We start from the raw sequence: 24,594 nt of genomic DNA on the forward strand, positions 1-24,594 counted from the left end.
CGGAGCCGAGTCGCTCGAGCGCGTCCTGATGTAAGCGTTTGAGCGAGGGGCCGTGTCTGGTTTGATGGTGGGGTGTTGCGGAGTTGGAAGTTTGCGGTGGGGTTCTTGGTGATGGGGCTGGTTTTCGGCGGCTGGTCTTGGACAGGCGGGTCGCGGGGTGTGGCCGTGGTGGAGCTCGTGGTGTGCGTGCTGCTCGGGCTGCTGTTTTCGCCGGTGGCGTTTCCGCGGTCGGTGAGTGTGGCGGAGGCGGGGCGGGCGGGGAAGCCGATCGTCTACTGGCGGCCGGGGTGTCAGTTTTGTTTGCGGCTGCGGTTCGCCTTGCTCGGCTCGGCCGGCGGAGCTTCGTGGGTGAACATCTGGTCCGACCCGGAGGCGGCCGCGGCGGTGCGGGCGGTGGCGGACGGGAACGAGACGGTGCCGACCGTCGTGGTCGGTGGCGAGAGCCGGGTGAACCCAGCGCCGCGCTGGGTGCGTGACCAGCTGCACTAGAAGCGGAACGGAAGCCTGGGCGAGACGATGAAGAACAGTTGCACGACCGCGAGCGCGATGATGGCGGCCGGTGGGTTGAGCAGCGAGATCGACGCGGCCAGCGCGTAAAGAGTCTGGGCGACCACGAGCCGACGCCGGATCAGGAGCACGGACTCGGACCGCTCCGCGAGGCCGGCCCGCATGACGTGGACGACCTGCCAGCCGAGCGTGACCCCGAGACCGAGCAGATTCGCCCAGTAGACGCCCACGGCCAGCGCCAGGTGAACGTGTGAGGACAGTACGGACGCCGAGAACGGCAGCGTCGACACGAAGAAGAGGAACGCCAGCACGGACCACGCCAGCGTTCGGTCGGAGCGCTCGCACACGTTCAGCAGCGTGTGCTCCGCCAGCCAGAACGTGCCGAGCATGGTGAAGCTCAGCAGGTACGCCGCGAACTGCGGCCCGAGCGCCTGCAGCTCAGTCCAGAGACCGCTGTTGGTCGTCGCCTCGGTGCCTTCGGGTAGGCGTACGTCCAGGACCAACAGGGTCATCGCCACGGCGAAGACACCGTCAGCCAGCGTCCGCAGCCGTTCGGCGTCGCGCCCGGACAGTTGGTTGTAGCTGGTCCCCACGTCCACCATGCCCATAGTGTGCACGCCGAGAAGTACCACCGAGCGCGCACTCAGCGACCGAGTTCGCGCCCGGCGCCCGGGGTCCGTCGAACAGGGGGATCAGGCGGCGGAGTTCGTCATCGGAGACGGTGCGTCCGTAGTCGGCGAGTTGGAAGGTCTCCGCATGCTGTACGGCGTTCGCGCGCGCCTCACCGTAGTACTTCGCGAGTGAAAGCGGCTTGAAAGTGGGAGCGGGCAGGCTCAGCAGCCACGGATCGAGGAGGTGCCGATGGGACGATTCCTGGAGATGCTGCTCGCCTTCACCCGCTCCTGGCTGTCACCCACCGGCCCGCTCCACGAGCCGGATCCAGCTGCTGAGGAAGAACCCCACGACTCTCCACCGACCGCCGATCAGCCCGAGCGCAGCGAGTGACCAGCGGTGCGGGGTTCCTCGTTGCCGACGCGGATCTGGCACGCCACCCGCGGCGCACTTCATCAGCTGAACCAAGCTGACAACGTCTGCGGCCTCCCACCGCGCCGGTCCTGTCCGGATCCCGCGAGGACTCGATCGCCCTAGTGCACCCCGGGCCCCTCGGCGGCGCCGATGGCGGGCGCGCGGTCGGCGGAGACGGGATGGCCGAAGAGGTCGCGGCCGCCGTTGGACGGGATGACCGTGCCGGCGCCGAGGGCGGGTGAGCCCGCGCGCAGGCGGTAGCCGGCGAGGTCGGCGATCCCGGTCGCGGCACCCGGCCCGGCGAGCAGCGGATCAGCGGTCGAGCCGCCCGGGTTCGCGAACGTGCCGCCGATGTTGACGAGCAGGTTGTACGACGGGCGGACCGACGTACCGGGCTGGAGACGCATCGCTGCGGAGCCTGCGCCTTGTTTGACGACGATGTTGTTGTCGAAGCGGACGTTGTGTGGTGCCGTCGTGTTCTCGTTGATCACCGTCATCGAGTGACCCGCACCGACGTAGATCGTGTTGTTGTAGACGTGTGCGCTTTGGAGCGGGCCGGAGCACATCTCGACTCCGCGGTACGAGTCGTTCTGGCTGACGTTGTAGCGGACCACGGCGTTGGCGACCCGGCCGGCGGCGTTGCAGAGCAGCAGGAAGCCGCCCGCGTTGTCGTGGCTGTAGTTGTACTCGAACACGGTGCCGTCCGTGCCCTGGTCGACGTCGAACGCCATCCCGTCGCGCGTGGTCTCACCGCCCGACACTTCGTTGTGGCGGAACGTCGTACCGTCGGAGTTCCACGGCCACATGCCGGCGTTGTAGCCGGTCGACCGGCGCTGGAAGCCGTCGATCCGGTTGCCTTCCACGAGCGCGTCCTTGGCGGTCAGGACCACGATGCCGTCACCGCCGACATCCCGTACGTCGTTGCCGCGAACAACGATCCGCGTGTTCGGGGTCCACGGTTTGGTGAACGGCGCCACGGAACCGACCACGGCCCGCTGCTCCCACTGCGACGGCACCAACCGGATGCCGCCCCGGTTGACGCCGGCGACGTGGTTATTGGTGACGGCGACGTCGTCGAAGTTGCTCTCGCGCACGTCGCCGACGACCGAGAACAGGATCCCGTCGCTGCCGCCGGTGCTCTTCGTGTCGTCGCCCCAGATGTCGTGGACGAAGAGGTTGTCGATCACGTAGTGCCGGCCCTGGCCGTAGTCCTCCAGCAGGACGTGGACGCCGCGCCGGTTGCTGCCGGGGTTGGCCGCGTTCGTGACCTCCAGGTCGCGCACCTCGATCTGCTGCGTGTTCCGCAACAGGACGGCGTCCGGGGCTCCGTTCCCGTCGATGACCGGCCGCGCCTGGCCGGCTCCGTACGCGCCGATCCGCACCGGGGCGCCGGCCACACCCGCGCCGGACGGAGCAAGGGTGCCGACGCACCGCGAACCACGTTTGAACAGCAGGGCTTGTCCAGCGTGCAGTTGTACGGCGTTCGCGGCGGCGAGCGTGGTGAGCGGCCGGGCCGCCGTACCGTCTCCGGAACCGCTGCCGGAGCAGTCCACGTGGATGACACCGGTGCCGTTATCGGCCGACGCCGGCGCCGACGGAACTGCGAACGACAGGCAGCCGACCGCGGCGACCGCGGACAGCAGACGGGTTCTGGAGAACATAGGGCGGCTCCGATCGCGATGCGCACTGCTGCGCACGAATAATCAGTATCGAACACAATTAGGCACCCCTGACAGAGTGTCAACGGTTCGCCCAGACTTTTCTTCGGAGTCTTGGCGTAATACCGGGAACGGCCGGCGACAAAAGAGCAAGGACGTCGTGCCGCGGTCGTGTGACGGTGCGGACTGGCTGTCGGAGCTGTGGTTGAAGTGGCGGCGGGCGGTGCCGGATCGTCTGTTGGAGTGATGCCGCCTGTTCTTAGCGGCCGATGGCTTGGGCGGGGCCTAGGCCTAGGGTCTTGCGGGCGGTGTCGAGGAGTTCTTCGCGGGCGCCGCGTCGGCGGAGGCGGAGTTGTTGCCACTCTTCCTCCGACGGTAGGCCGTTCGATGCGAACACGGCGCTCGACACCTGATGGCCGGCCTCGTGCAGGCGCTCGGCGGCGAGTACGACGTCGCTCGGTGCGAGCAACCGCAGCCTGGTGAGCGCGTCAATCTCGGTACGTCGCGCGATCTCGCTCTCGTGACGATGCTCAGCGAGATCGTCACGCCGCGAACGAGCGTCGTACACGCGCTGCCCCGGGCCCGAGAAGCTCGCGTCGAGAAAGGTCACCAGGGTGTCGGTCATCGCTTCGCGACGCCACCGGCGTTCCTCCCGACGGCCGCCGACGAACAGCGAAAGCCCGGACAGGACAGCGGCGATACAAGCCGCGGTGGCGGCAATCAAGTCAGGCATGAGCACCTTGCACTGGGGGTCATCGGGGCGGGCACCAGCTTGGACCAAGCGTTTACAGCGGGATGGTGTAAAGGATGAAACTGCGGTTAGGCACCGAGTGCGTGGACCTCGTCGTTGCGCTCGAACCTGAGCCACGCCTCGTCGAAGAACGCGTCCGGCATCGTCCGGCCGTAGAACTCGTTGTAGCCGGCAAACAACGTCTGCCAGGCGGCGCGATCGGAGGGTCCCAGACGGTCGATGGTGAGCACCGGGACACTCTATGTCCCGCGCTAGTCGAGGTAGCCGGTCTCGGGGTTGATGCCGGAGAGGAAGGCGCGGACCGCCTGCTCGTGGTCGGCCTGCGTCCGGAGGTGCTGCTGCGGGCCTGATTCGCTGAAGCCGTAGCCGGGGTTCGGGCCGGAGACCCAGTCGTAGTCGTAGGTACCGGGGTGGTCCTGGCGTACCGAGACCTCGAAGAGCTCACCGTCGACCCGGAGCCTTTCTGTATACATATGCATCTCCCAGAGATCGTCAGTAGGCGGAGGTGTTGCGCGGCTGAAGGTTAGGTGACCAGGCCAGCTTCTACCTCACCCCGGCCACCCGCGCCGCCGAAGCCATCGCTCGCCGCACTCCTCGCACCTAGGTTTTCCATCGCGGCACCAGGTCTTGACAAGCTTGCGCAAGTTGCCGCAATCTTGGGGAAACCTTGGCGCAACCTTTGGGAGCCTTCGTGAACCCCACCCTGACCGACGTGGCGCAGCGTGCCGGTGTGTCGCTGTCCACCGCGTCCCGGGCGTTCAGTGACCCGGACCGGATCGGCCGGGACACCCTGCGCCGGATCGTCACGGCCGCCGAGGAGATCGGGTACGTCGCCTCGGCAGGCCGCCGCTCGCGCTCCGCCGGCTTCCCGACCCGGTCGGCCACGGTCGCGATGATCGTGCCGGACATCGGCAACCCGGTGTTCGCGAGCTTCGTGAAGGCGGCCCAGGCGCACGGCTGGAACCGGCGGCAGACCATCGTGCTGACCGACACCGACGGCAGCCCGGACCGCGAGCGGGAGATCATCGGCGAGCTCCAGGAGCGGGTCGACGGGTTCATCGTCTGCTCGCCGCGACTGCCCGCGCACGACATCGTCGAGCTGATCGGCGACACCCCGCTGGTGCTGGTGAACCGCACGAGCGACGAGACGAACAGCGTCGTACCGGATTCGGCCGACGGGCTGCGGCAGGCGGTGGAGTACCTGCGCGTCCTCGGGCACGAGCATGTCGCCTACGCGCAGGGGTCGCCGCTGTCGTGGTCGAACCAGAACCGCGTCGGCGCGATCAAGGACCTCGCCGAGCAGTCCGACATCGAGCTCGACCTGATCGGCTGGCAGGCGGAAACCGTCGCCGGTGGTCAGGCCGCGGCGGCGAGTGTCGTCGCGTCCGGTGCGACCGCGGTGATCGCGCACAACGACCTGATGGCGTTGGGCATCATGGCCGGCGCCGTCGCACTCGGCGTCGAGGTGCCCGGCGACCTGAGCGTGATCGGCATCGACGACACGCCGCTCGCGGAGGTCGCCCGACCGACCTTGACGAGCATCCAGGTGCCGATGTCGCGCGCCGGCGTGGTGAGTGTCGACATGCTGCACCAGCGGCTGAGCGCCGATCCCGGGGACCAGCCCGCGGAATCACGGGTCGTCACGTTGCCGACCCAGTTGGTGGTCCGGCAGAGCACTGGCCCGGTGGCCGGTTGGTCGCCCGCGCGCCGGGGGAGCGAAGCATGAGAATCGTCGTCACGGACCCGAACCTGCTCCCGCTCCGCGAAGAGTTCGAGGCGCTCCTGCCCGCGTCCACCGAGGCTGTCTGGTTGCCCGACGACCTCCTGAGCGCGCTGCGAACCGCTGACGTGCTCGTCGGTCCGGCGTTCACACAGGAGATGGCCGACGCCGCGCCCGGCCTGCGACTCGTGCAGGTCGCGGGCGCCGGGACGGATCGGATCAAGGCGTCCGGAGTCCCGGTCGCGAACACGTACCACCACGAGGACTCGATTGCGGAGTACATCGTCTGGGCCTTGATCGGTCTGCGTCGCGAGCTTCCCCAAGCAGACCAGGCGCTCCGGCAGGGACAGTGGCGCTCGCCCGTCTACGACCGCGGGCTCGAGCAGCCACAGACGTTGCAGGGGGCATCGATCGGCTTCCTCGGGTTCGGTCACATCGGTCGCGCGACGTGGCGAGTGCTGCGAGCGTTCGGGGCGCGGGCGCAGGTGGTGACCGCGAGCGGCAAGGCCGACGCGGACGACCTCAACTGGGCCGGCGACACGACGCGACTTCCCCGTCTGCTGGAGGAGTCCGACGCGCTCGTCGTCTCCGCGCCGCTCACCGAGTCCACCCGCGGCATCATCGGTACGCCGGAGCTGCAGCTGCTCGGGAATCACGCCGTACTGATCAACGTCGCCCGTGGGCCGCTCGTGCAGGAGGACGCGTTGTACGACGCTCTGCGCGACAAGGTGATCCACGGCGCGGCCCTCGACGTCTGGTACTCCTACCCGTCGGACGGCGACCGCGGCGCGCCCGCGAACCGTCCGTTCGGTGAACTCGACAACGTCCTGCTGACGCCGCACCTGTCCGGGATCACCCGGCAGACCTTCCGCGGCCGCGTCCACGACATCGCCGCGAACGTCAACGCCCTTGCCGACGGCAAGCAACTGCGTAACGTCGTCCAACTCTGAAGGCACGCACATGAGCGATCGCATCATCGCCGCCGAGGTGATCCTGACCAGCCCCGGCCGCAACTACGTCACCCTCAAGATCCAGACCGCCGACGGCGTCGTCGGGTACGGCGACGCCACGGTGAACGGCCGTGAGCTCGCCGCGGCGAGTTACCTGCGCGACCACGTCGTCCCGCTGCTGATCGGACTCGATCCGGCGCGGATCGAGGACACCTGGCAGTACCTGTACCGCGGGGCGTACTGGCGCCGCGGACCGATCACGATGGCCGCGATCAGCGCCGTCGACCTCGCGCTGTGGGACATCAAGGGCAAGGCCGCGGGCATGCCCGTGTACCAGTTGCTCGGTGGCGCGGTGCGCAACGGAGTCCTCGCCTACACGCACGCTTCCGCGTGGGAGCTTCCGCAGTTGCTCGACGAGGTGGACGCGCGCCGGGCCGACGGATTCCGAGCGGTGCGCGCGCAGTCCGGCGTACCAGGGCTGGAGACCGTGTACGGCGTGCATCGGGAGGCCAGCGGTTACGAGCCGGCGAAGCGTGGTGCGTCTCCTGTGGTCGAGTCGTGGGACACCGACGCGTACCTGCGCCACGTTCCCGCCGTACTCGCGGCTGTTCGCGAGCACGTCGGTCCCGAGCTGGCGTTGCTGCACGACGCGCATCACCGGCTGACGCCGCAACAGGCCGCGCGGCTCGGCAAGGCACTGGAACCCGCGGACCTGTTCTGGCTCGAGGACGTCACGCCCGCCGAGAACCAGGCGGCCCTGCGTCTCGTCCGGCAGCACACGACGACGCCGCTGGCCATCGGTGAGGTCTTCAACTCGATCTACGACTGCAAGGACCTGATCACCGAGCAGCTGATCGACTACATCCGGGTCGCCGTCGCCCACGCGGGCGGGATCAGTCACCTGCGCAGGATCTTCGCGCTCGCCGACGTGTACCAGGTGAAGGCCGCGCCGCACGGGCCGTCCGACGTCTCGCCGGTGTCGTTCGCCGCGAGCGTCCACCTCGGGCTCTCGACGCCCAACTTCGGGATCCAGGAATACATGGGGTACGACGCGCTCGCGCACGAGGTCTTCCCGCACGCGTGGTCCTTTGCCGACGGGTACCTGCACCCGGGGGAGGCGCCCGGACTCGGCGTCGAGGTGGACGAAGCACTCGCCGCGAAGTTCCCGTACGAACCTGCCTACCTGCCCGTCGCGCGTCGCCTCGACGGCAGCGTGACCGACTGGTGACCGCGATGAACCGCACCACGGTCCCCGCACACCTGCTCAGCAGCAGGCCGACGAGCTCGGGCATCGTGCATCTCGGCCTGGGCAACTTCCACCGCGCACACCAGGCGGTCTACACGGCGCAGGCCGGTGACGGGTGGGGGATCCTCGGCGTCGCGAGCCGCTCGGCGGCCGTTGCGGACGCGATGAACGCCCAGGACGGCCTGTACTCCGTTCTGGAGCTGTCGCCCGCGGGATCGTCGATCTCGGTCCCCGGCGTGCACACCGGCGCGATCGTTGCCGCTGACAACCCGGACGCGGTCGTCGACGCCATCGCGGACGAGGAGACCCGGATCGTCTCGATGACGGTGACCGAGCACGGCTACTGCCTGGACCCGAGCACGCATCGCCTCGCACTCGACCACCCGGGGATCGCGGCCGATCTCGCCGGCGCCACCCCGACGACCGTGATCGGCCAGATCGCGCGCGCCCTGGAGCACCGGGCCCGGACGCACGGGGCGCCGATCACCGTCCTGAACTGCGACAACATGCAGTCGAACGGTACGCAGACCCGCGGTCTCATCCTGGAGTTCCTGCAGGCGGCGCGCTCCGGCGCGATCGACTGGGTCGCGGAGAACGTCGGCTTCCCGAACTCGATGGTCGATCGCATCGTCCCCGCGACCACGGACGCCTACCGAGAGACGGCGTACCAGCTGCTCGGGGTGCGCGACCGGAGTCCGGTGCCGGCCGAGCCGTTCACGATGTGGGTGATGGAGGACCGGTTCACCGCCGGACGCCCGGCCTGGGAACGCGCCGGCGCGACCTTCTCCGACGAGGTCGAGGCCTACGAGCTGGTCAAGCTCCGGCTGCTGAACGGCACCCATTCCCTGATCGCGTACCTCGGTGCGCTCGACGGACGCGCGACGATCCCGGAGGCCCGGGGCGTCGACTTCATCGAGTCCGCCGCCCGCTCGGTGCTCGAGGACGAGTACCTGCCGACGATCACCCTGCCGCGCGACCTCGACGTCGAGTCGTACGTCGCCTCGCTGTTCGATCGTTGGTCGAACCACGCACTTGGTCACCGGACCCAGCAGGTCGGCACGGACGGCTCGGTGAAACTGCCGCAGCGTGTTCCCGAGCCCGCCCTGCAGTTGCTGGGTCAAGGTGTGATGCCGGAGCACCTGGCTCTCACCGTGGCCGCCTGGATGTGTTGCGTCGTACCCCTGCCCGGTTTCGATCCCGGTCCGCACGCGCGGGCGATGGTCGATCCGGCCCGTGAGCGGCTCGGGGCGCTCGCGGCGCGGTCCCGTAGTACGGAGGATCTGGTCCGGTCGGTGATCGGCCAGGTGTTCTCCACCGAACTTGCCGAGAGCAACGAGTTTGCCCGGCGCGTCACCGACTATGTCGCCGTCGTCACCCGCGACGGCGTCCGCGCCGCGGCCCGCGAGGCCGCGCGCTCCCGAACGTCCCGGCCGCAGGCCTCGCCAGCTGCCTGAGACCCCTGAAGGATCCGCCATGGAAACGATCCACCCCGCCCAGCCCGAACCCTCGAAACAGGAGGTCCGCCGGGCCGCGTTCGCCGGCCTGATCGGCACCGCTCTCGAACAGTACGACTTCGTCATCTACGGGACCGCCTCGGCGCTGGTCTTCAGCCATCTGTTCTTCCCGAACATCTCGGCGACGGCCGGTCTGCTCGCCAGCTTCAGCGCCTACGCGGTCGGGTTCTGCGCCCGCCCGCTCGGCGGCTTCTTCTTCTCCCGGTACGGCGACCGGCTCGGGCGCAAGTGGATCCTGGTGGCCACGCTGACCCTGATGGGCGTCGCGACGATGGCGATCGGCGTCCTGCCGACGTACGAATCGGTGGGCGTGTGGGCGCCGATCCTGCTCGTGCTGAGCCGGTTCCTGCAGGGCTTCGGCGCGGGGGCCGAGCAGTCCGGCGGCGCCACGCTGCTGACCGAGACCGCGGCCCGCGGCAAACGCGGCCGGCTCGCGGCGCTCGTGATGACCGGTGCGGCTGCCGGTACGGCGCTCGGCGCGGGAGCATGGGCACTGGTGCAGTTGCTGCCCGAGGATCAGTTGCTGTCGTGGGGTTGGCGGGTCGTGTTCCTGAGTAGCGCGTTCGTCACGATCGCGGCGTACATCCTGCGGCGCCGGTTGAAGGAGACGCCGGTGTTCGCGGAGATCAAGGCCGAGCGGGCCGCCGCTGCCGCGCCGGTGCGTGAGGTGTTCCGGAACGGCAAGAAGGCCGTCGCGCTGGTGACGCTGATGACGGTCGGGTTGAGCGTCCAGTCGTACACGTACCAGGTGTTCATGGCGTCGTACCTCAAGAGCACGGTGAAGATCGACGCGCAGACGGTGCCGGAGATCCTGCTGGTCGGCGCGATCTTCGGCGGCATCGGCGCGGTCGTCCTCGGGTACCTGTCTGACCTGTTCGGACGGCGCAGCGTGTTCCTCGCGATCGCCGGGTTGCTGCTGGTGCTGCCGGTCCCGACGTTCGTTGCCTTGAGCACCGGGAATCTCGCGATCATCTACGTCGCGATGATCATCGGGTTCGTGTTCGCCTGCCAGGGCGGGGTCGCGGTGACGATGAGCTACTTCCCGGAGCTGTTCGGCAGCCGGTACCGGTACGCCGGTGTCACGCTCGGCCGTGAGTTCGCCGCCGTACTGGGTGGTGGGTTCGCGCCGCTGATCGCCGTCGCCCTGATGGGTGAGTTCGACTCCTGGGTGCCGGTCGCGATCTACATGACCCTGGCGATGGCGATCACGTTCGGCGCCGCGCTGTTCGCGCCGGAGACCAAGGACCGCGACCTGCTCGCCCCCGAGAACGCCACCGACGGCGCGCTGGTGACGCGCACGTCGACGGCCACCGCTACGGCCTGACCCGTTGACCACCGATCCGAGGAGCGTCATGAAGGCGATCGTCATCCAGGGCAAGCTCGACCTCGTCGAGCTGGACGTCCCCACCCCCGAGCCGGCGGCCGGCCAGGTCCGCCTCCGGATGGCGTACGGCGGCATCTGCGGATCGGACCTGCACTACTACCACGAGGGTGCCAACGGCTCGTTCGTCGTCCGCGAGCCGTTGGTCCCGGGCCACGAGCTGTCCGGCACTGTCGACCTCGACCCGTCCGGCGACCTGGCACCAGGCACCCCGGTCACCATCCACCCCGCCACCTTCGGTACGCCGGAACGCGGGATCGAGGACCGGCCGCACCTGTGGCCGAACGGCGCGTACCTCGGCAGCGCCTCCACCTGGCCGCACACCCAGGGCGGGATGTGCGAGTTCGTTGTCGTGAGCAAGGACATGGTCCGGGTACTGCCCGCGTCGCTGCCGCTACGCCGCGCCGCGCTGGCCGAACCGCTGGCCGTCGCTCTGCATGCCCTCGAGATCGCCGGCGGGGTCGTGGGCAAGAGTGTGCTGGTGTCCGGCTCGGGCGCGATCGGACTCCTGGCCGCCGCTGCTGCGCTCGCGGCGGGCGCGACCGAGGTGGTCACGACCGACGTACTCCCGGGTCCGTTGCAACGCGCCAGGGAGCTCGACGTCCACGGCACGCTGCAGGTCGGGACCGACGAGATCCCGTCGATGGCCTTCGACGTGGTCCTCGAATGCACCGCGGTTCCGGTGGCGATCACCGCAGCCCTCGAGGCCGCGCGCCGCGGCGGCACCGTCGTCCTGGTCGGCATCCCGGCCGACGAACCACGCCCGGTGAACCTCGCTCCGGTGGTATCCCGCGAACTCCAGGTCCGCGGCACGCTCCGCTTCAACGACGAGATCGACCACGCGATCACCCTGCTCGACCAGAACCCCCACCTCGAACAGATCGTCACGCACGAGTACCCAGCCGCAGAGGCGGTAGAAGCCTTCGCCACCGCCACCAACTCCAACACCTCAGGCAAGGTCCTCCTCACCCTCTGGCCCTGAGCCCGGAGTTCTCACCCGATCTGAGGTGGCTGGCCGGCGCGTTGTCGATTGAGGGACAGCTGGGACGAGGCTGCTGTGGGGGAGTTGGTCGAGGAGTCGAGCGGGCGTCCAGGCGGCGCCTGGCCGGCCATCATGGAGTGGAGGTGCGCGACCTCCGGAGGTACGGCGCTTTCGGCCGCGATCTCGCGCAGGGTCGTCAACGCCTCCGCCGCAGTAGGGCGGTCGCCCGGATCCTTGGCGGTCATGTCAGCGACCAGTTGGTCGAGCTTCGGGGGCACGGTGTCGAGAACCTCCGCCAGCCGAGGCACCCGAGCGTCGATCTGCGCCCACCGGTCGTTCGCGTTCTCGAACACGAGCCGACCCGTCGCTGCTTCGTGCAGGATCAGCCCGGCCGCGTAGACGTCCACCGCGGGGTCCGGGACCGGTCGCACGAAGTTCGGGCGGCGGTTGAGCAGGGCGCCGTGAGCATCCGCTGACTCGGGAGCGGCGTACCCCCAGGTGCCCACCGTGTGCTCCACCTCCGGGTCGCCGCGCCGCGCCGTACTGCCGAAGTCGATGAGACGGATCTGCCCGTCGTCGGCGATCATCACGTTCTCGGGTTTGACGTCGCGATGCACCAGGTCGGCCGCGTGGATGGTTCGCAGCGCGTCGGTGAGCTGGATCCCGACCTCGGCCACGCGGCGGGCATCCATCGCGCCGTCGGCGTGCATGCGGTCGTCCATCGTCCGCCCCGGGACCAGCTCGGTCGCGAGGTACGGCGTGAACTCGGTGCCGGACGCATCGACGTCGAACGCACGCAGGAGGTTCTGGTGCTCGAACCGTGAGGCCGTCTCGAACTCACCGGCGAACCGCTTCAGGATGTACGGAAGGTACTCCGCGCGAATCGGCATCTTGAGCGCGACATCGGTGCCCCTGGTCAGGTCCCTCGCCGACCAGATGGTGCTCGCTGCGCCCTCACCGATCCTCCTCGAGAGCTCGTAACGACTCGGCAGTACAGGTGCGTACTCCGGCACCAGAAACTCTGCGATGATCGCGACCCTTCAGATTCGACCGCCTACTGAGCCGGCAGATTAGCCTCCCAACAGTCCATCCGACGTTTGTTACTGTGATGCCTCGACAGATCTGAGGGAGAACAGACGTGGTGGGTGACGACGACATCTCCGGGTGAGTCCCGAGGTGACAGGCCGCTGGCTCTTGAGCCGTGGCCTTTTCGTCGTTTCGTCTTCCTGTCTTTCCGCTGAGCGGCGCCGTTGCGCGCTCGGCGTCTCATCTTGGGGTTTCTGCATGTCTGTCTCTTTACAGGCCTTCGACCTGGTTCGTACGTTCGGTGCGCGGCGGGTGCTCGACGGCGTATCACTGACCGCCCAACCCGGGCATCGGATCGGTCTGATCGGCGAGAACGGGGTGGGGAAGACCACCCTGCTGCGGCTGCTGGCCGGTCGGGACGAGCCGGATGGCGGCACCGTCGTACGGCCGGCACAGCTGGGGTTTCTCGAACAGGAGTTGCCGTTCGACCCTGCGCAGACGGTGGCCGACGTACTCGATGATGCTCTTCGGGAGGCGCGTCACGATCTCGCTGAGCTCGATCGGTTGTCCGCGGCGCTGGCCGACAGACCGGATGATGCGGAGTTGCTGACGCAGTACGGCGATTTGCTGGAGCAAGCCCATGACCGGCAGGCCTGGGATGCGGATCGACGTGCCGCAATCGTGCTGGCGGGGATCGGGTTGGGGGAGCTGCCGCACGATCGGGCGCTGGGGACGTTGTCCGGTGGCGAGCGCGGGCGGCTGGCGCTGGCCGCACTTCTCGTACGCCGGCCCGCCGCGTTGCTGCTGGACGAACCGACCAATCATCTTGACGATGCGGCTGCCGGGTTCGTCGAGGAACAGCTGCGGGGCATGCAAGGTGTCGTGGTGGTGTCGAGTCACGACCGCGCGTTCCTCGACGCGGTGTGCACCGACATCGTCGACCTTGACCCGGCGGTGGACGGCCCGGTGCGGTACGGCGGCAACTACACGGCGTACCAAGACCAGAAGCGGGCCGAACGCGATCGCTGGCGACGGCGGTACGACGAGGAACAGGCCGAGCTGGATCGGCTCCGAGTCGCGCTGGTCGAGACCGTGTACGACGTCGCGCCCGGCCGGCTGAAGCGCGACAACGAGAAGATGGGCTTCGGTCACACCACGGGGCGGGTTCAGAACCAGATCTCACGCCGGGTCCGCAGCGCCGCGGCCCGCCTGGAGGTGCTGGAACGCGACCAGGTCCCCGAACCGCCCACCCCGCTCCACTTCCATGGGTCCCTCACCACACCGGCCGCCGAAGGAATCGAACCGCTGGTGTCCTTGCGCGACATCGACGTTCCGGGTCGGCTCGCGCTGCCTCGCCTCGATCTGCGGCTCGGTGACCACTTGCTCATCTCGGGGCCCAACGGTGCCGGCAAGTCCACGCTGCTCGCCGTGCTCGCCGGCCACTTGGAGCCTACGGGCGTGGTACGTCGACGGCCCGGGCTCACGGTCGGTCTGCTGGCCCAGGACACCGTGTTCGAGCACGCGGATCGCAGCGCCCGCGAGACCTACGACCTCGCACTGGGGGAGGAGCGGGCCGAGGCGATTCCGCTGAGCAGTCTCGATCTGCTCGCTCCGCGAGACCAAGAGACGCCGGTGGGGCGCTTGTCAGTAGGCCAACGCCGCCGGCTCGCGCTGGCTCTGCTGATCGCCGATCCACCCGAGCTGCTCCTCCTCGACGAGCCGACGAACCACCTCTCCCCGGCCCTCGCCGGCGAACTGGAACTCGCCCTCGGCACCACACCCGGCACCACCGTCCTCGCCACCCACGACCGCTGGCTCCGAAACCGTTGGCCCCACCCACAGCTGCGCCTCTGAGAGCGTTATCCGACGAGGGCGGAGCCGAAGACCCAGTCGGAGGTCTGGGCGATGAAGTCGATCGGAAAGCCCGGCGTGAAGTCAGTGGCTGCTTCCAGACGGGTGATCGCTTCTGGTGGGAGAGTGAGGTCGGCGGCGGCGAGGTTCTCGCCGAGTTGCTTGGTGGTGCGCGCGCCGACGATCGGGTGAACCCGCGGGGAGCGACTCATCGTCCAGGCGATCGCCACTTGTGAAGGGGTTGTGCCGAGCTCGTCGGCGACTTCTTGGACGACCTGGGCGACGGCGTGATCCTTGGCTGACAGGGATTCCGCCGACAGACGGCCCTCGGCGGCCGGCGTCGCGCGGGTGTACTTGCCGGACAGGACACCGCCGCCCAGCGGGCTCCACGCGGTGACTCCGAGATCGAGGGCCTCGGCCATCGGCAGGAGCTCGCGTTCGATGTCGCGTTGCAGCAGGCTGTACGGGACCTGCAGTCCGATGAACGGACTCCACCCGTGCCATTGGGCCAACGTGTTGGCGCGTGCCACCACCCACGCGGGTGCGTCCGAGATTCCGACGTACAGAACCTTTCCGGCCTGTACGGCGTCGTCGAGTGCTCGCATCGTTTCCTCGAGCGGTGTGTGCTGGTCCCACATGTGCACCCAGTACACGTCGACGTAATCGGTGCGCATGCGGCGCAGGCTTGTCTCCAGGGATGCGCGCAGGTTCTTTCGGTGGTTCCCGGCGGCGTTGGGGTCGGCACGGTCGCGGGAGACGGTGTACTTCGTTCCGAGGACGAGCGACTCGCGGCAGCCGTCGAGCAGTTCGCCGAGGAACTCCTCGCTGGAACCGGCGCGGTAGTTGATCGCGGTGTCGATCATGTTGCCGCCCGCCTCGGCGTACAGGTCCAGCATCTTCCGGCACTCCGGCAGCGGCGCGCCGACCCCGCCCTGCTCGCCGAACGTCATCGCGCCGAGGACCAACTCGGAAACCCGGAGCCCACTCGCCCCCAAGGTGCGGTACTTCATGCCGTCGTCGATCCGGCGAAGAGTTCGGCGGCGCGGTCGGCGAGTTCCCCGGCAGGTACGTCGCGCAGGTGCTGATCGACTGCCCAGCGGTGACCGGACGGGTCGAGGAACTGGCCGGTGCGGTCACCCCAGAAAGCGTCGTGCAGCGGCTGGAAGATCGTCGCGCCGGCCTGCAGTGCGCGTGTCCAGGCGAGGTCGGCGTCGGCGACCTGGAGGTGGAATGCGGCGGGCGTGCCGCCGAGCGCGGCGGGGGTGCGCATGCCCTGGTCGGGCATCTCGCCGGCCACGGCGAGGATCGTCTTGCCGACCCGGAGTTCCACGGTCAGCGTGCGGCCATCGGGAAGCGTGAGGCGGCTGGTCTCCCGGGCGCCCAACGCTTCGGCGTACCAGGAAGCGGCCTGGTCCGGGTCGTTGACGACCAGATGAATCGCGATCTCAGTCACGAGCCGACCATACACACTGTATGGTCAGCACGTCCATACACAGTGTCCGGACACTTATGATGGGTGCCATGCCAGCCAAACGCACTGTGCGCGACGCCCGTCGATCAGCGGTGGCTCCGGCTTCCGCGGAACTGCGGGAGCGGATCCTGTCCGGGACGCGCGAGTTGCTCCGGGATCACCGGTTCGACGCGCTCAGCGTGGCCGACATCCTGACGGCCGCCGGTGTGTCCCGGGCCAGCTTCTACTTCTACTTCCCGAGCAAGCAGGCCGTGCTCGCCGACCTGGTGCGCGATGCGGTCACGCAGGGGCAGCGGGCGGCGCGCCCGTGGATCGACCGGGAACAGGATCCGGTCGACGCGCTGCGGTCGGGCGTGGCCGATGGTGCCCGGCTGTGGCTCGACAACGCCGGCGTACTGATGGCCATCGTCGAGAGCTGGGGATCCGACGAGGGACTGCGGGAGCTGTGGCTCGAGCAGATGAACCTGTTCACCGACGCCGCCACCGCGCGGATCGAATCCGACCCGCAGGCGCGCGAACGACTCGGCTCGACGGAGGCGCGCGCCGTCGCCGCCTCGCTGACCTGGATGGGGGAGCGGCTCTACTACCTCGCCGCGGCCAAGGTCCCGCCGTTCGACGACGAGGAAGTCCTCATCGACACCCTCACCACCGCCTGGACCTCGATCCTGTACGGCGATGCGCCGCGGCCACCGGCCTGACAGCTCGCGAATTCAGTCGAGCGGGGTGTTGGGCAGGCAGCCGCAGGAGGTGCGGTGCATGACCATCGGCTCCAACGCGGGTGTCCGCGATGCCCGTTGCGGGAGGGTGTCGGTGGTGGTGTGGGGAGTTGTGCTGGTCGTTCTGGGTGGGTAGTGCTCCCCGGTCGTGCAGGGGCGGCCTCGGCGGGGTCAGCTAGCGCTGCTTCTGGCGGACGTCGAGGCTGAGGCTGATGGTGAACGCGGCCAGGATCAAAACGGCACCGATCAAGGTGATCGCGGTGTCGCCGAGGGATGTGGCCAGGAGGATCACGGTCAGTACGGCGAGCACGGTGACGACGGCGGCAGCGATCTTCCAGTCGTCGCCGATGATGAAGTCGTACCAGAACTGCCCGAACGCTTTGAGGTACTTCACGGTGCGACCTCCACGGTGACGGCTGCGGCTGGTTTGCGGAGCGCGGCGATAAAGATCCGGCTGAGCAGCAGCCAGGCGGCGAGCAGCACCAGGATCATCAGGTCGTGGCCCGGCCAGGCGAGGCTCTCGTGACCGGTCCGGAAGATGCCGATGCCCTCGACGGCCCAGTACGTCCCGAAGGACGCGAGCAGCAGACCCACGCCGTACTTGAGCAGGTTCTCGTTGATCATCGACAGCGGGCGGCGGAGCGCGACGGCGATACCGAGGACGACGACGACCGCGGCGAGTGCGCCGGCCGCGGCGACCGGGATGTTGTTCGCGTTCAGGCCGAAGGTCAGCACGATGAACACGACCTCCATGCCTTCGAGGAAGACGCCCTTGAACGAGACCATGAAGCCGAACAGGTCGAGGCCGCCCTTGGTGTCACCGGCGGCCTTGGCCGCTTCGACCTCCTCGCGGTAGATCGCGTCCTCGTCGTGGACGGCCTTGCGGCCGGACGATCTGAGGATCGCCTTGCGCAGCCACTGCAGGCCGAAGATCAGCAGCAGGCTGCCGATCGCGAGCTGCAGCGCCGATTCCGGCAGCCACGTGGTCAGCGCGTAGCCGGCCGCGAGCGTCACGACGGCGAGGACGCCGAGTGCCGCGAAAGTGCCGGCCAGCGCGGACCGCCAGCCGCGCGTGTACCCCATCGCCATCACGATCGTGGTGGCTTCCACCATCTCCACGAAACAGGCGACGAAGGTCGCGATGATCAAGCCCCAGGTTGCCGCGTCCATCCGCTACTCCCAGTCTGCTGAAACAGATGCTGCATGAAACAGTAGTTACATCGGCAGGCGGGCGTCAATGGGCCAGGCCCCGGCGGTGCAGAATGTCAGGCCTGGCCTTCGGTGCGTTCGTACACGTCGGCCTCGAACTCCTCGAGCAGCCGCTCACAGTCGGCGACCTTGCTCCGGGCGAGATCCTTGCCGTCGGCGTCCATCCAGTCGCGCCCCTCCACCTTGGCGAGCCAGCGGCGGAGCTTCTCCAGGTCCTGGCGGATCTCCTCGGCTTCCTCGAAGGTGTAGTTCTCCCGGAAGCGCTCGAACTCGATCTCCTTGACGAACTTGGTGTCGCACTCCTCGACGATCTCGGCGTACTCCTTGGCCGACTGGGTCCGGAAGCCGTCGACGAACTGCTCCCGGACGTCGTCCTCGACGTCGGTCAGGGTGAGGAAGACACTCGACCCGCCGAGCTCGGTGACGCGGTCGCGGACCTTGTCCATCCCGGCGCGCAGGTCCTCGAGGTCCGGCAGCACGCAGACCGCCTGCTGCACGTAGAAACCGCCGAGCCGCTTCAGGTCCCGCCAGACGGCGACCCGGGCCCGGGAGGACTCGCTGGGCACCTTGTAGATGAGCAGCAGCCAGCTCTCCGGCTTCCGGGTCTTCGTACGTCGGGTCGTCGCCATGTCGCACAGGCTATCCGCTGACCCCGTGACGCCCTGAAAAGCAGAGTCCTCTGAAGGCGGGGCCCTATGACAAGCCGGTGCCGACGGCCAGACCGATCGCGAAGGTGACCGCGGCGGACAGGCTGCCGAGCAGCAGTTGGCGGCCACCGCCGTACCAGAACGGGCGGGCGGTGATCTTGCCGACGATGCCTCCGGTGACGACGAGGCCCAGTGCGCTGAGCAGGAGCGCGGGCAGCACGCTGCCGGCCCCGAAGACGAACGGGATCAGCGGAATCACCGCACCGATGGCGAAGGCCGCGAAGGAGGAACCCGCGGCGGTCCACGGGGACGGCAGGTCGTTGGGGTCGACGCCAAGCTCTTCGCGGACGTGGACGTCGAGCGCGACCTTCGGGTTGGTCGTCAGCTCGTGCGCGACCTCGGCGGCCAGCTCCGGACGGAGACCCTTGGCCTCGTACATCAGCGCGAGCTCGCGTTCCTCTTCTTTCGGGTGGATCTCCAGTTCGCGCTGCTCCACGGCGATCTCGGCCTTGATCAGCTCGGACTGGGACGACACCGAGGTGAACTCGCCGGACGCCATCGAGCATGCGCCGGCGACCAGACCGGCGAGTCCGGTGACGATCACGACCTTGCCGGTCGCCCCGCCGCCGACCACGCCGGCGACCAGAGCGAAGTTCGAGACCAGGCCGTCCATCACGCCGAACGTCGCCGGCCGCAGCCAGCCGCCGGTGACGTCGCGATGTGAGTGGTGCAGCTCGGGGACCGGCTGCTCCGCGATTTCCGCCGTCATCAAGAACGTCCTTCCGAAGGTGAGGTGAGGCTTGCCGCAGTGAGGTTTGTGTAACCTCAGTTCTAGCGAAGCATCTGTTACATAACTCTATTCGTTATGTCTGATCGAGGCAAGCAGCCAGTCGGTGCACGGCGTCGGCCATCGCGTGCCACGGATCGGGCTCGGCGACAGGTGCGTCCGAGCCGAATTCGAGAGAATCTCGGCGCCCTCTACCGTGCCGCCTCGAATGGCTCGAAGCCATCCACTGACTCACTCTCGCCACCCACTCGCCCATCGCCGATCTGAACGCCAAGGCCGACGAACTCCTGCCCGAGGCTCACACGCTGTCAGGCCGGCGACTCCTCGTTGCCGGGACGGTGCGCGGTGAGAAAACGGCACTGTGCACCGGGGCGATCGCGGAGCATGATGTTGGGTGTGGAGTCGGCCGATCGGACCCAGGCATCTCACGCGGAGGAAGGGCTGTCCGCGGTGACCGGGGAGAAGACGGCCGCGGACCTGTTCTCACGCCTGGCCACGGAGTTGCACGACTCCGGGGGCGTCTGCGAGACGGTGCAGGCGGTGGTCGAGTTCGCGCTGCTGGCTCTCGGGTGCTCGCATGCAGGCGTGGCCCTGGCGACCAAGGGGTCACCAGAGGTGCCGGCGACGACCGACCCGGTGGTGGAGGAGATCTACCGGTGGCAGATGGTCCGTGGAGTCGGCCCGCTGGTGGAGTCGATACGCGAGCGCCGGACGATTCTGGTCCGTGACACGGCCGCCGAGACCCGGTGGCCGGCCTGGTGTGCCAAGGTGCTTTCCCTTGGTGTGCACAGCGTTCTGGACATCCCGTTGACAACGGCTTCGGGCACGGTCGGCGTGCTCGGGCTGTACAGCGCGAGCGCGGATGCGTTCGACGCCGACGACGAGGCGATCGCGCAGATCCTCGCCAGGCATGCGTCAGTCGCGGTCGCGAGCGCGCGGACCGAGGAGAACCTCGCGCGTGCGGTCGACAGCCGGAGGCTGGTCGGTGAAGCGATGGGGATCCTGATGGAGCGGTACGGCGTGGACGGGGATCGGGCGTTCGCGATCCTCCGGAGGTATTCCCAGGTCACCAACACCAAGCTGCGTGAGGTCGCCGCGCAGCTCATCGACACCCGCCGGTTGCCGCCGCACCCCTAGCGACCAAGGAACGCTGGCGGTAGGTGCTCAGGCTCCGGAGTCGGATTCGCTGGCAGGGAGTTCCTCGAGGGCGGCCCTGATCCCGGCCAGCGCCTCGCTGAGTTCCGCGTCGACGGCCTCGTCGTGGTTGGTTCGCACGCGCACCGTGAGCTTCGACTCGTTGTCGGCGACGAAGTCGACGGTCAGCTCACCGGCGTACTCGTGCGCACCCTCGGCACCCCACCGGAGCACCCGGTCCTCGTCGATGACGTCGATCCACCCGGCCTCGTGCCCGACCCCAGTGGTCGTGACGTCGACCTCTTCGTGCACTGGTTGATGCGGTAGCCGAAGCTCCAGGCCCTGGGCCTCGACCGGGCGCGGCCTGGTCCGGCGCATCGCGGTCATCCAGGGCAGGTAGTCGGGAAGGTGGTCCAGATCGGCGAGCCGGTCGAACACCACGTTCGGCGCGACGTCGATCCTCGTCCAGGCTTCGTGGTCACCCATGAGAATGCTCCCTCCGAAGGCGCAGTTCAGGCAGGACCTCGATGCGGCAGAGGTTCATCAAGTCAACGATGCGCCCCAACACGCGGAACGTACACCTCACCGGCTGATTGGCCAGGGCGGTGGCGGGTACCGGACGGACGGTGAAGGGAGGCGACGATGCCTGCGGGAGCGAATCGGAAGCGTGAGCGGCAGTACGAGCACATCAAGGCCGGCCTCGAGGACCGTGGCCGGAGCGCGGACGTTGCCGAGGAGATCGCGGCACGGACCGTGAACAAGGAGCGCGCCCGGTCCGGCGAGGCGACGCAGACGAGCCGGAGTTCGACCGACGACATCTCCTCCAGCCGGCGCGGTGGGTTGCGTTCGCACAGCGGGTCCGGGGGCCGGACCAAGGCGCAGCTCTACAACGAGGCCAAGGACAAGCACGTCAAGGGCCGCTCGAAGATGACGAAGGCCGAACTGGCGAGGGCCGTCGGACGGTAGTCCGCGGCGACCCGGCAAGGGTAGATGTGGTGAGTGGAACCGTGAGTGAGACTCATCCGTCGGCGGTGGCGATCGGTCGGTTGGCGACCGAACTGCAGGATGCCGACGGGGCGGAGCAGACCGTCGAAGCGGTGGTGCGGTCCGCGGTGCGGATCGTTGGGTGCACCTACGCCTCGATCGTGCTGACCGACGGCCGGCAGAGCCTTGACCTCACGGCGTTGTCCGACCCGAAACTGGCGGCGCTGCACCAGGACCAGGTCGACCTCGGCGAGGGTCCGCTGATCACCGCGGCGCGGGAGGGCGAGGAGCTGGTCGTTCCGGACGTGCTGATCGAGACCCGCTGGTCGCACGACTGGACGAACAAGGCGCTCTCGGCCGGGATCCGCAGCGTCGTCCACGTGCCGCTGATGGCCGGGAACAGTCCGTCGGCGGTGCTGAGCCTGTTCAGCGACAAGCCGAACGGGTTCGACGTCGACGACGTCGCGATCGCGCACGTCCTGGCCAGTCACGCGGCCGCGGCGATCGCGGCCGCGTGGGACGAGTCCGACTCGGTCATGGCGGTCGACGCCCGCGAGCTGATCGGCCAGGCGATCGGCATCCTGATGGAGCGGTACCACCTGGACGACGGCCGCGCTTTCGAAGTACTCCGGCGGTACTCGCAGGACTCCGACCGCACGCTCCGCGACGTGGCGCACGAGCTCACGGACTCCCACAACTCACCCGGGGACGACACCGGCTCGAACCCCGACGGAGCCTCACCGGACTCGTGAGATGCTGGCCGCGCGGCGGCATCCCAGACGGCGAGGGGGAGTATGAGCAAGCGGCGCGTGACGTCGACCGACGTCGCGAAGGCGACAGGAGTGTCCCGGTCGTCGGTGTCGCTGGTGCTCAACGGCCGCGGAGACGGGATGGTCGACGCGGAGAAGCAGGCTCGGATCCGGGCGGTCGCCCGTGAGCTGGGCTACGTGCCGAACGCCTCGGCCGTGAACCTGCGCCGGCAACGGACCGCGACCATCGGGCTCGTCACCGATGCGATCGCGAGCGCCCCGTTCGCCGGGCCGCTGTTGTCGGCGGCCAGCGACCTGGCGCTCGAGGCCGGCTACATGATCCTCACCATCGACACCTGGCAGCACCCCGACTACGTGGACGGCGCGATGACGACGCTGCGCGCCCGCGATGTCGACGGATTGATCTACGCCGAGGCCGGACTGCGGCAACTGGACGCACTCGACGCGCCGCCGGGCTTGCCACTGGTCCTGGCGAACGCCTTCGTCGCGGACGACTCGCTGCCGGCGTTCGTCCCCGACGACGAGGCCGGCGGCCGGGCAGCGGCCGAGCTCGCGATCGACGCCGGCCACCGGCGGATCGCCTTCATCACCGGCGACCCGGGGTCGCCCGCCACCGAGCGACGGGTCCGGGGCTTCACCGCGGCGATGAACGCGGCCGGCCTGCCGGTGGACGGCACCGTCGTCCAGGCCAGCTACAGCGTCGGCACGAACCACGCCGCCGCCCTCGAGCTGCTGCGTCGGCCGGACCGCCCGACCACGATCCTGGCCGCCAACGACCGCGGCGCGATCGGCGTCATCCTGGCCGCCGCGTCGCTCGGCCTGTCGGTGCCGAGCGACCTGTCGGTGATCGGGTACGACGACGAGCAGATCCTCGCCGCCGACGTACCGCCGGGGATCACGACGATCGCCCTGCCGCACCGCGAGATGGGGCGGCGCGCCACCGCGGACCTGCTGGCCCGCCTCGCCGGTGAGCCCCGCCCGTCCGGCGGCACCGAGAAGATCCCGTGCCTGCCCGTCGTCCGCGGCACGCTCGCGGAACCTCCACCCAGCTGAGCCGACCGAGCATTGACACAGTCGAGCTAACACCTGTTAGGTAGACGCGACCTAACTCCTGTTAGGTGCTTCGACGCAGCGAGAGTTGGTGCCGGAACGGATGACCGATTGGGCAGCACTGACCAGGTCACCCGGCGAACGCCGGAGCCGGTCGATCAACGCCGAGAACCCGACCGGCGCACCGGGCCAGGCAGCGACCGCCGCGTCGGCGCTAGGGCCGTCCCGGAAAGGCCGGCCGGCGATCGATCTCGAGTCCGGGGCGACCGCGACGCTCGCCGACATCAGCGGTCCCGGCGTGATCGGGCACATCTGGATGACGGTCCCGGACAAGACCGCGGCCGGCCCGTGGGTACTGCGTGATCTCGTCCTGCGGATGTGGTGGGACGACGAGGAGCACCCGGCGGTCGAAGTACCGCTCGGAGATTTCTTCTGCAACGGCTTCGGCCAGCGCGCACTCGTCACCTCCGAACCCATCGTGGTCGCACCGACCGGCGGACTGAACTGCTACTTCCCGATGCCGTTCCGACGGCACGCGCGGATCGAGCTGACGAGCGAGCACCCCGGCCCGGTCGGCGGGATCTACTACCAGATCGACTACACGGTCGGCGACGAGCTGCCTGAGGACACCGCGTTGTTCCACGCGTCCTGGCGACGCAGCAACGCCTCGACCGAGCTCGGTCAGGATCACGTCATCCTCGACGGCGTCACCGGCAGAGGCACGTACGTCGGCACGTACATCGGGCTGACCGCGCTCGAGCGGTTCTGGTGGGGTGAGGGCGAGGTCAAGTTCTACATCGACGCCGACGACGAGTACCCGACGCAGTGCAGCACGGGTCTCGAGGATTACGCCGGCGGGGCCTGGGCGTTCCAGGACGCGCTGCGTGCCGACCCACCACCGGTGCCCTTGACCTTCAGCGCGCCGTACTGCGGGTATCCGTTCTACTCGGCGCAGGACACCACCGGGCACTCGCCGTTCGTCGCGGACACGCTGCAGTCGCACGGGATGTACCGCTGGCACCTGCCCGACCCGGTGCTCTTCCACGAGCGGCTGAAGGTCACGCTGCAACAGATCGGTGCGTGGGACCACGGGCACTTCGAACGCAGCGACGACATCTGCAGCGTCGCCTACTGGTACCAGGTGCCGGGTGGCGACAACGAACCCGTCCCGCTGCCGGCCCGCGAGTACCGCCGCCCCCGTTAGAAAGGCCTCC

General features: G+C 68.7%; 28 protein-coding genes. 15 read left to right on the plus strand and 13 right to left on the minus strand.

Annotated elements, in window-relative coordinates; all coding sequences use genetic code 11:
- Nucleotides 1-165 precede the first annotated feature (165 nt).
- On the plus strand, nucleotides 166-489 hold the full coding sequence (locus tag AC0662_RS01620) for a glutaredoxin domain-containing protein (RefSeq protein ID WP_478297775.1): 324 nt from the start codon (nucleotides 166-168) through the stop codon (nucleotides 487-489).
- Here the strand turns inward: AC0662_RS01620 and AC0662_RS01625 are convergent.
- A complete protein-coding gene (locus tag AC0662_RS01625) occupies nucleotides 486-1,109 on the minus strand; it encodes a TMEM175 family protein (protein ID WP_478297777.1) in 624 nt (207 codons plus the stop codon). The two genes, AC0662_RS01620 and AC0662_RS01625, sit on opposite strands and share 4 nt — an antisense overlap.
- A 259-nt stretch (nucleotides 1,110-1,368) precedes the next feature.
- Between AC0662_RS01625 and AC0662_RS01630 the strand changes: the two genes are divergently transcribed.
- Nucleotides 1,369-1,512 (plus strand): hypothetical protein, encoded by a 144-nt coding sequence (locus AC0662_RS01630; protein WP_452195896.1) that lies wholly within the window; start codon nucleotides 1,369-1,371, stop codon nucleotides 1,510-1,512.
- Nucleotides 1,513-1,652: 140 nt separating this feature from the next.
- On the opposite strand, the gene AC0662_RS01635 is transcribed toward AC0662_RS01630, so the two are convergent.
- The 4 genes from AC0662_RS01635 to AC0662_RS01650 form a co-directional block, all read right to left on the minus strand.
- Entirely contained in the window at nucleotides 1,653-3,194 is a 1,542-nt protein-coding gene (locus AC0662_RS01635) for a right-handed parallel beta-helix repeat-containing protein (RefSeq protein ID WP_478297779.1), read from the minus strand.
- Nucleotides 3,195-3,450: 256 nt separating this feature from the next.
- Nucleotides 3,451-3,924, minus strand: a complete 474-nt coding sequence (locus AC0662_RS01640) for a hypothetical protein (protein ID WP_478297781.1) — start codon at nucleotides 3,922-3,924, stop codon at nucleotides 3,451-3,453.
- A gap of 86 nt (nucleotides 3,925-4,010) precedes the next feature.
- Nucleotides 4,011-4,172 carry a hypothetical protein gene (locus AC0662_RS01645; RefSeq protein WP_478297783.1) on the minus strand — a complete coding sequence of 54 codons (162 nt, stop codon included), beginning with the start codon at nucleotides 4,170-4,172 and terminating at the stop codon, nucleotides 4,011-4,013.
- Between the two features lie 21 nt (nucleotides 4,173-4,193).
- The gene (locus tag AC0662_RS01650) at nucleotides 4,194-4,415 is read right to left on the minus strand and encodes a hypothetical protein (RefSeq protein ID WP_452195900.1); all 222 of its coding nucleotides are present in this window, start codon (nucleotides 4,413-4,415) and stop codon (nucleotides 4,194-4,196) included.
- A 218-nt stretch (nucleotides 4,416-4,633) separates the two neighbouring features.
- Between AC0662_RS01650 and AC0662_RS01655 the strand changes: the two genes are divergently transcribed.
- From AC0662_RS01655 to AC0662_RS01680, 6 genes are read left to right on the plus strand one after another with little or no spacing between them, the layout of a single operon-like run.
- Nucleotides 4,634-5,668, plus strand: a complete 1,035-nt coding sequence (locus AC0662_RS01655; protein WP_452195901.1) for a LacI family DNA-binding transcriptional regulator — start codon at nucleotides 4,634-4,636, stop codon at nucleotides 5,666-5,668.
- Nucleotides 5,665-6,612: a 2-hydroxyacid dehydrogenase gene (locus AC0662_RS01660; RefSeq protein ID WP_452195902.1), complete on the plus strand. Its 948-nt coding sequence runs from the start codon at nucleotides 5,665-5,667 to the stop codon at nucleotides 6,610-6,612. Before AC0662_RS01655 ends, AC0662_RS01660 begins: the two co-directional genes overlap by 4 nt.
- 10 nt (nucleotides 6,613-6,622) lie before the next feature.
- Nucleotides 6,623-7,840 (plus strand): D-mannonate dehydratase ManD, encoded by a 1,218-nt coding sequence (gene manD, locus AC0662_RS01665; RefSeq protein ID WP_452195903.1) that lies wholly within the window; start codon nucleotides 6,623-6,625, stop codon nucleotides 7,838-7,840.
- 5 nt (nucleotides 7,841-7,845) lie between these two features.
- Entirely contained in the window at nucleotides 7,846-9,312 is a 1,467-nt protein-coding gene (locus tag AC0662_RS01670) for a mannitol dehydrogenase family protein (RefSeq protein ID WP_478297786.1), read from the plus strand.
- 19 nt (nucleotides 9,313-9,331) lie between these two features.
- Complete coding sequence (locus tag AC0662_RS01675; RefSeq protein ID WP_478297788.1) at nucleotides 9,332-10,696, plus strand: MFS transporter; 1,365 nt, start codon at nucleotides 9,332-9,334, stop codon at nucleotides 10,694-10,696.
- A gap of 28 nt (nucleotides 10,697-10,724) precedes the next feature.
- Nucleotides 10,725-11,735 carry a zinc-binding dehydrogenase gene (locus AC0662_RS01680; protein ID WP_478297790.1) on the plus strand — a complete coding sequence of 337 codons (1,011 nt, stop codon included), beginning with the start codon at nucleotides 10,725-10,727 and terminating at the stop codon, nucleotides 11,733-11,735.
- Between the two features lie 11 nt (nucleotides 11,736-11,746).
- Here the strand turns inward: AC0662_RS01680 and AC0662_RS01685 are convergent, their stop codons facing one another.
- Nucleotides 11,747-12,748: a serine/threonine-protein kinase gene (locus AC0662_RS01685; RefSeq protein ID WP_452195907.1), complete on the minus strand. Its 1,002-nt coding sequence runs from the start codon at nucleotides 12,746-12,748 to the stop codon at nucleotides 11,747-11,749.
- Between the two features lie 271 nt (nucleotides 12,749-13,019).
- Here AC0662_RS01685 and AC0662_RS01690 point away from each other — a divergent pair, with 271 nt between their 5' ends.
- The gene (locus AC0662_RS01690; RefSeq protein WP_478297793.1) at nucleotides 13,020-14,615 is read left to right on the plus strand and encodes an ABC-F family ATP-binding cassette domain-containing protein; all 1,596 of its coding nucleotides are present in this window, start codon (nucleotides 13,020-13,022) and stop codon (nucleotides 14,613-14,615) included.
- 5 nt (nucleotides 14,616-14,620) lie between these two features.
- Here AC0662_RS01690 and AC0662_RS01695 read toward each other — a convergent pair whose 3' ends face one another.
- Together AC0662_RS01695 and AC0662_RS01700 are read right to left on the minus strand one after the other, a co-directional pair.
- Nucleotides 14,621-15,622, minus strand: coding sequence for an aldo/keto reductase (locus AC0662_RS01695; protein WP_478297795.1), 1,002 nt, complete (start codon nucleotides 15,620-15,622; stop codon nucleotides 14,621-14,623).
- The gene (locus AC0662_RS01700) at nucleotides 15,619-16,065 is read right to left on the minus strand and encodes a VOC family protein (protein WP_452195910.1); all 447 of its coding nucleotides are present in this window, start codon (nucleotides 16,063-16,065) and stop codon (nucleotides 15,619-15,621) included. The genes AC0662_RS01695 and AC0662_RS01700 overlap by 4 nt, the downstream gene beginning before the upstream one ends.
- A gap of 68 nt (nucleotides 16,066-16,133) precedes the next feature.
- Here AC0662_RS01700 and AC0662_RS01705 point away from each other — a divergent pair, with 68 nt between their 5' ends.
- Nucleotides 16,134-16,781 (plus strand): TetR/AcrR family transcriptional regulator, encoded by a 648-nt coding sequence (locus AC0662_RS01705; RefSeq protein WP_478297797.1) that lies wholly within the window; start codon nucleotides 16,134-16,136, stop codon nucleotides 16,779-16,781.
- Nucleotides 16,782-16,974: 193 nt separating this feature from the next.
- On the opposite strand, the gene AC0662_RS01710 is transcribed toward AC0662_RS01705, so the two are convergent.
- From AC0662_RS01710 to AC0662_RS01725, 4 genes are all read right to left on the minus strand, one after another.
- A complete protein-coding gene (locus AC0662_RS01710; RefSeq protein ID WP_452195912.1) occupies nucleotides 16,975-17,193 on the minus strand; it encodes a hypothetical protein in 219 nt (72 codons plus the stop codon).
- Nucleotides 17,190-17,969, minus strand: a complete 780-nt coding sequence (locus AC0662_RS01715; protein WP_478297799.1) for a COG4280 domain-containing protein — start codon at nucleotides 17,967-17,969, stop codon at nucleotides 17,190-17,192. Before AC0662_RS01715 ends, AC0662_RS01710 begins: the two co-directional genes overlap by 4 nt.
- Nucleotides 17,970-18,064: 95 nt before the next feature.
- A complete protein-coding gene (locus AC0662_RS01720; RefSeq protein WP_478297801.1) occupies nucleotides 18,065-18,637 on the minus strand; it encodes a Chromate resistance protein ChrB in 573 nt (190 codons plus the stop codon).
- A 64-nt stretch (nucleotides 18,638-18,701) separates the two neighbouring features.
- Nucleotides 18,702-19,424: a VIT1/CCC1 transporter family protein gene (locus AC0662_RS01725; protein WP_452195915.1), complete on the minus strand. Its 723-nt coding sequence runs from the start codon at nucleotides 19,422-19,424 to the stop codon at nucleotides 18,702-18,704.
- 414 nt (nucleotides 19,425-19,838) lie between these two features.
- On the opposite strand from AC0662_RS01725, the gene AC0662_RS01730 reads away from it, so the two are divergent.
- Nucleotides 19,839-20,579 carry a GAF and ANTAR domain-containing protein gene (locus AC0662_RS01730; RefSeq protein ID WP_478297803.1) on the plus strand — a complete coding sequence of 247 codons (741 nt, stop codon included), beginning with the start codon at nucleotides 19,839-19,841 and terminating at the stop codon, nucleotides 20,577-20,579.
- A gap of 27 nt (nucleotides 20,580-20,606) precedes the next feature.
- On the opposite strand, the gene AC0662_RS01735 is transcribed toward AC0662_RS01730, so the two are convergent.
- Nucleotides 20,607-21,062 carry an SRPBCC family protein gene (locus AC0662_RS01735; protein WP_452195917.1) on the minus strand — a complete coding sequence of 152 codons (456 nt, stop codon included), beginning with the start codon at nucleotides 21,060-21,062 and terminating at the stop codon, nucleotides 20,607-20,609.
- 156 nt (nucleotides 21,063-21,218) lie between these two features.
- Between AC0662_RS01735 and AC0662_RS01740 the strand changes: the two genes are divergently transcribed.
- The 4 genes from AC0662_RS01740 to AC0662_RS01755 all read left to right on the plus strand — a co-directional run bounded on the left by AC0662_RS01740 (nucleotide 21,219) and on the right by AC0662_RS01755 (nucleotide 24,584).
- Nucleotides 21,219-21,542 carry a plasmid stabilization protein gene (locus tag AC0662_RS01740; RefSeq protein ID WP_452195918.1) on the plus strand — a complete coding sequence of 108 codons (324 nt, stop codon included), beginning with the start codon at nucleotides 21,219-21,221 and terminating at the stop codon, nucleotides 21,540-21,542.
- A 41-nt stretch (nucleotides 21,543-21,583) separates the two neighbouring features.
- On the plus strand, nucleotides 21,584-22,312 hold the full coding sequence (locus tag AC0662_RS01745; protein ID WP_452195919.1) for a GAF and ANTAR domain-containing protein: 729 nt from the start codon (nucleotides 21,584-21,586) through the stop codon (nucleotides 22,310-22,312).
- Between the two features lie 42 nt (nucleotides 22,313-22,354).
- Nucleotides 22,355-23,383 carry a LacI family DNA-binding transcriptional regulator gene (locus AC0662_RS01750; protein ID WP_478297806.1) on the plus strand — a complete coding sequence of 343 codons (1,029 nt, stop codon included), beginning with the start codon at nucleotides 22,355-22,357 and terminating at the stop codon, nucleotides 23,381-23,383.
- Between the two features lie 100 nt (nucleotides 23,384-23,483).
- A complete protein-coding gene (locus AC0662_RS01755) occupies nucleotides 23,484-24,584 on the plus strand; it encodes a glycoside hydrolase family 172 protein (protein ID WP_478297808.1) in 1,101 nt (366 codons plus the stop codon).
- Nucleotides 24,585-24,594: the final 10 nt, after the last annotated feature.

Source organism: Kribbella sp. NPDC043289, from assembly GCF_056436705.1.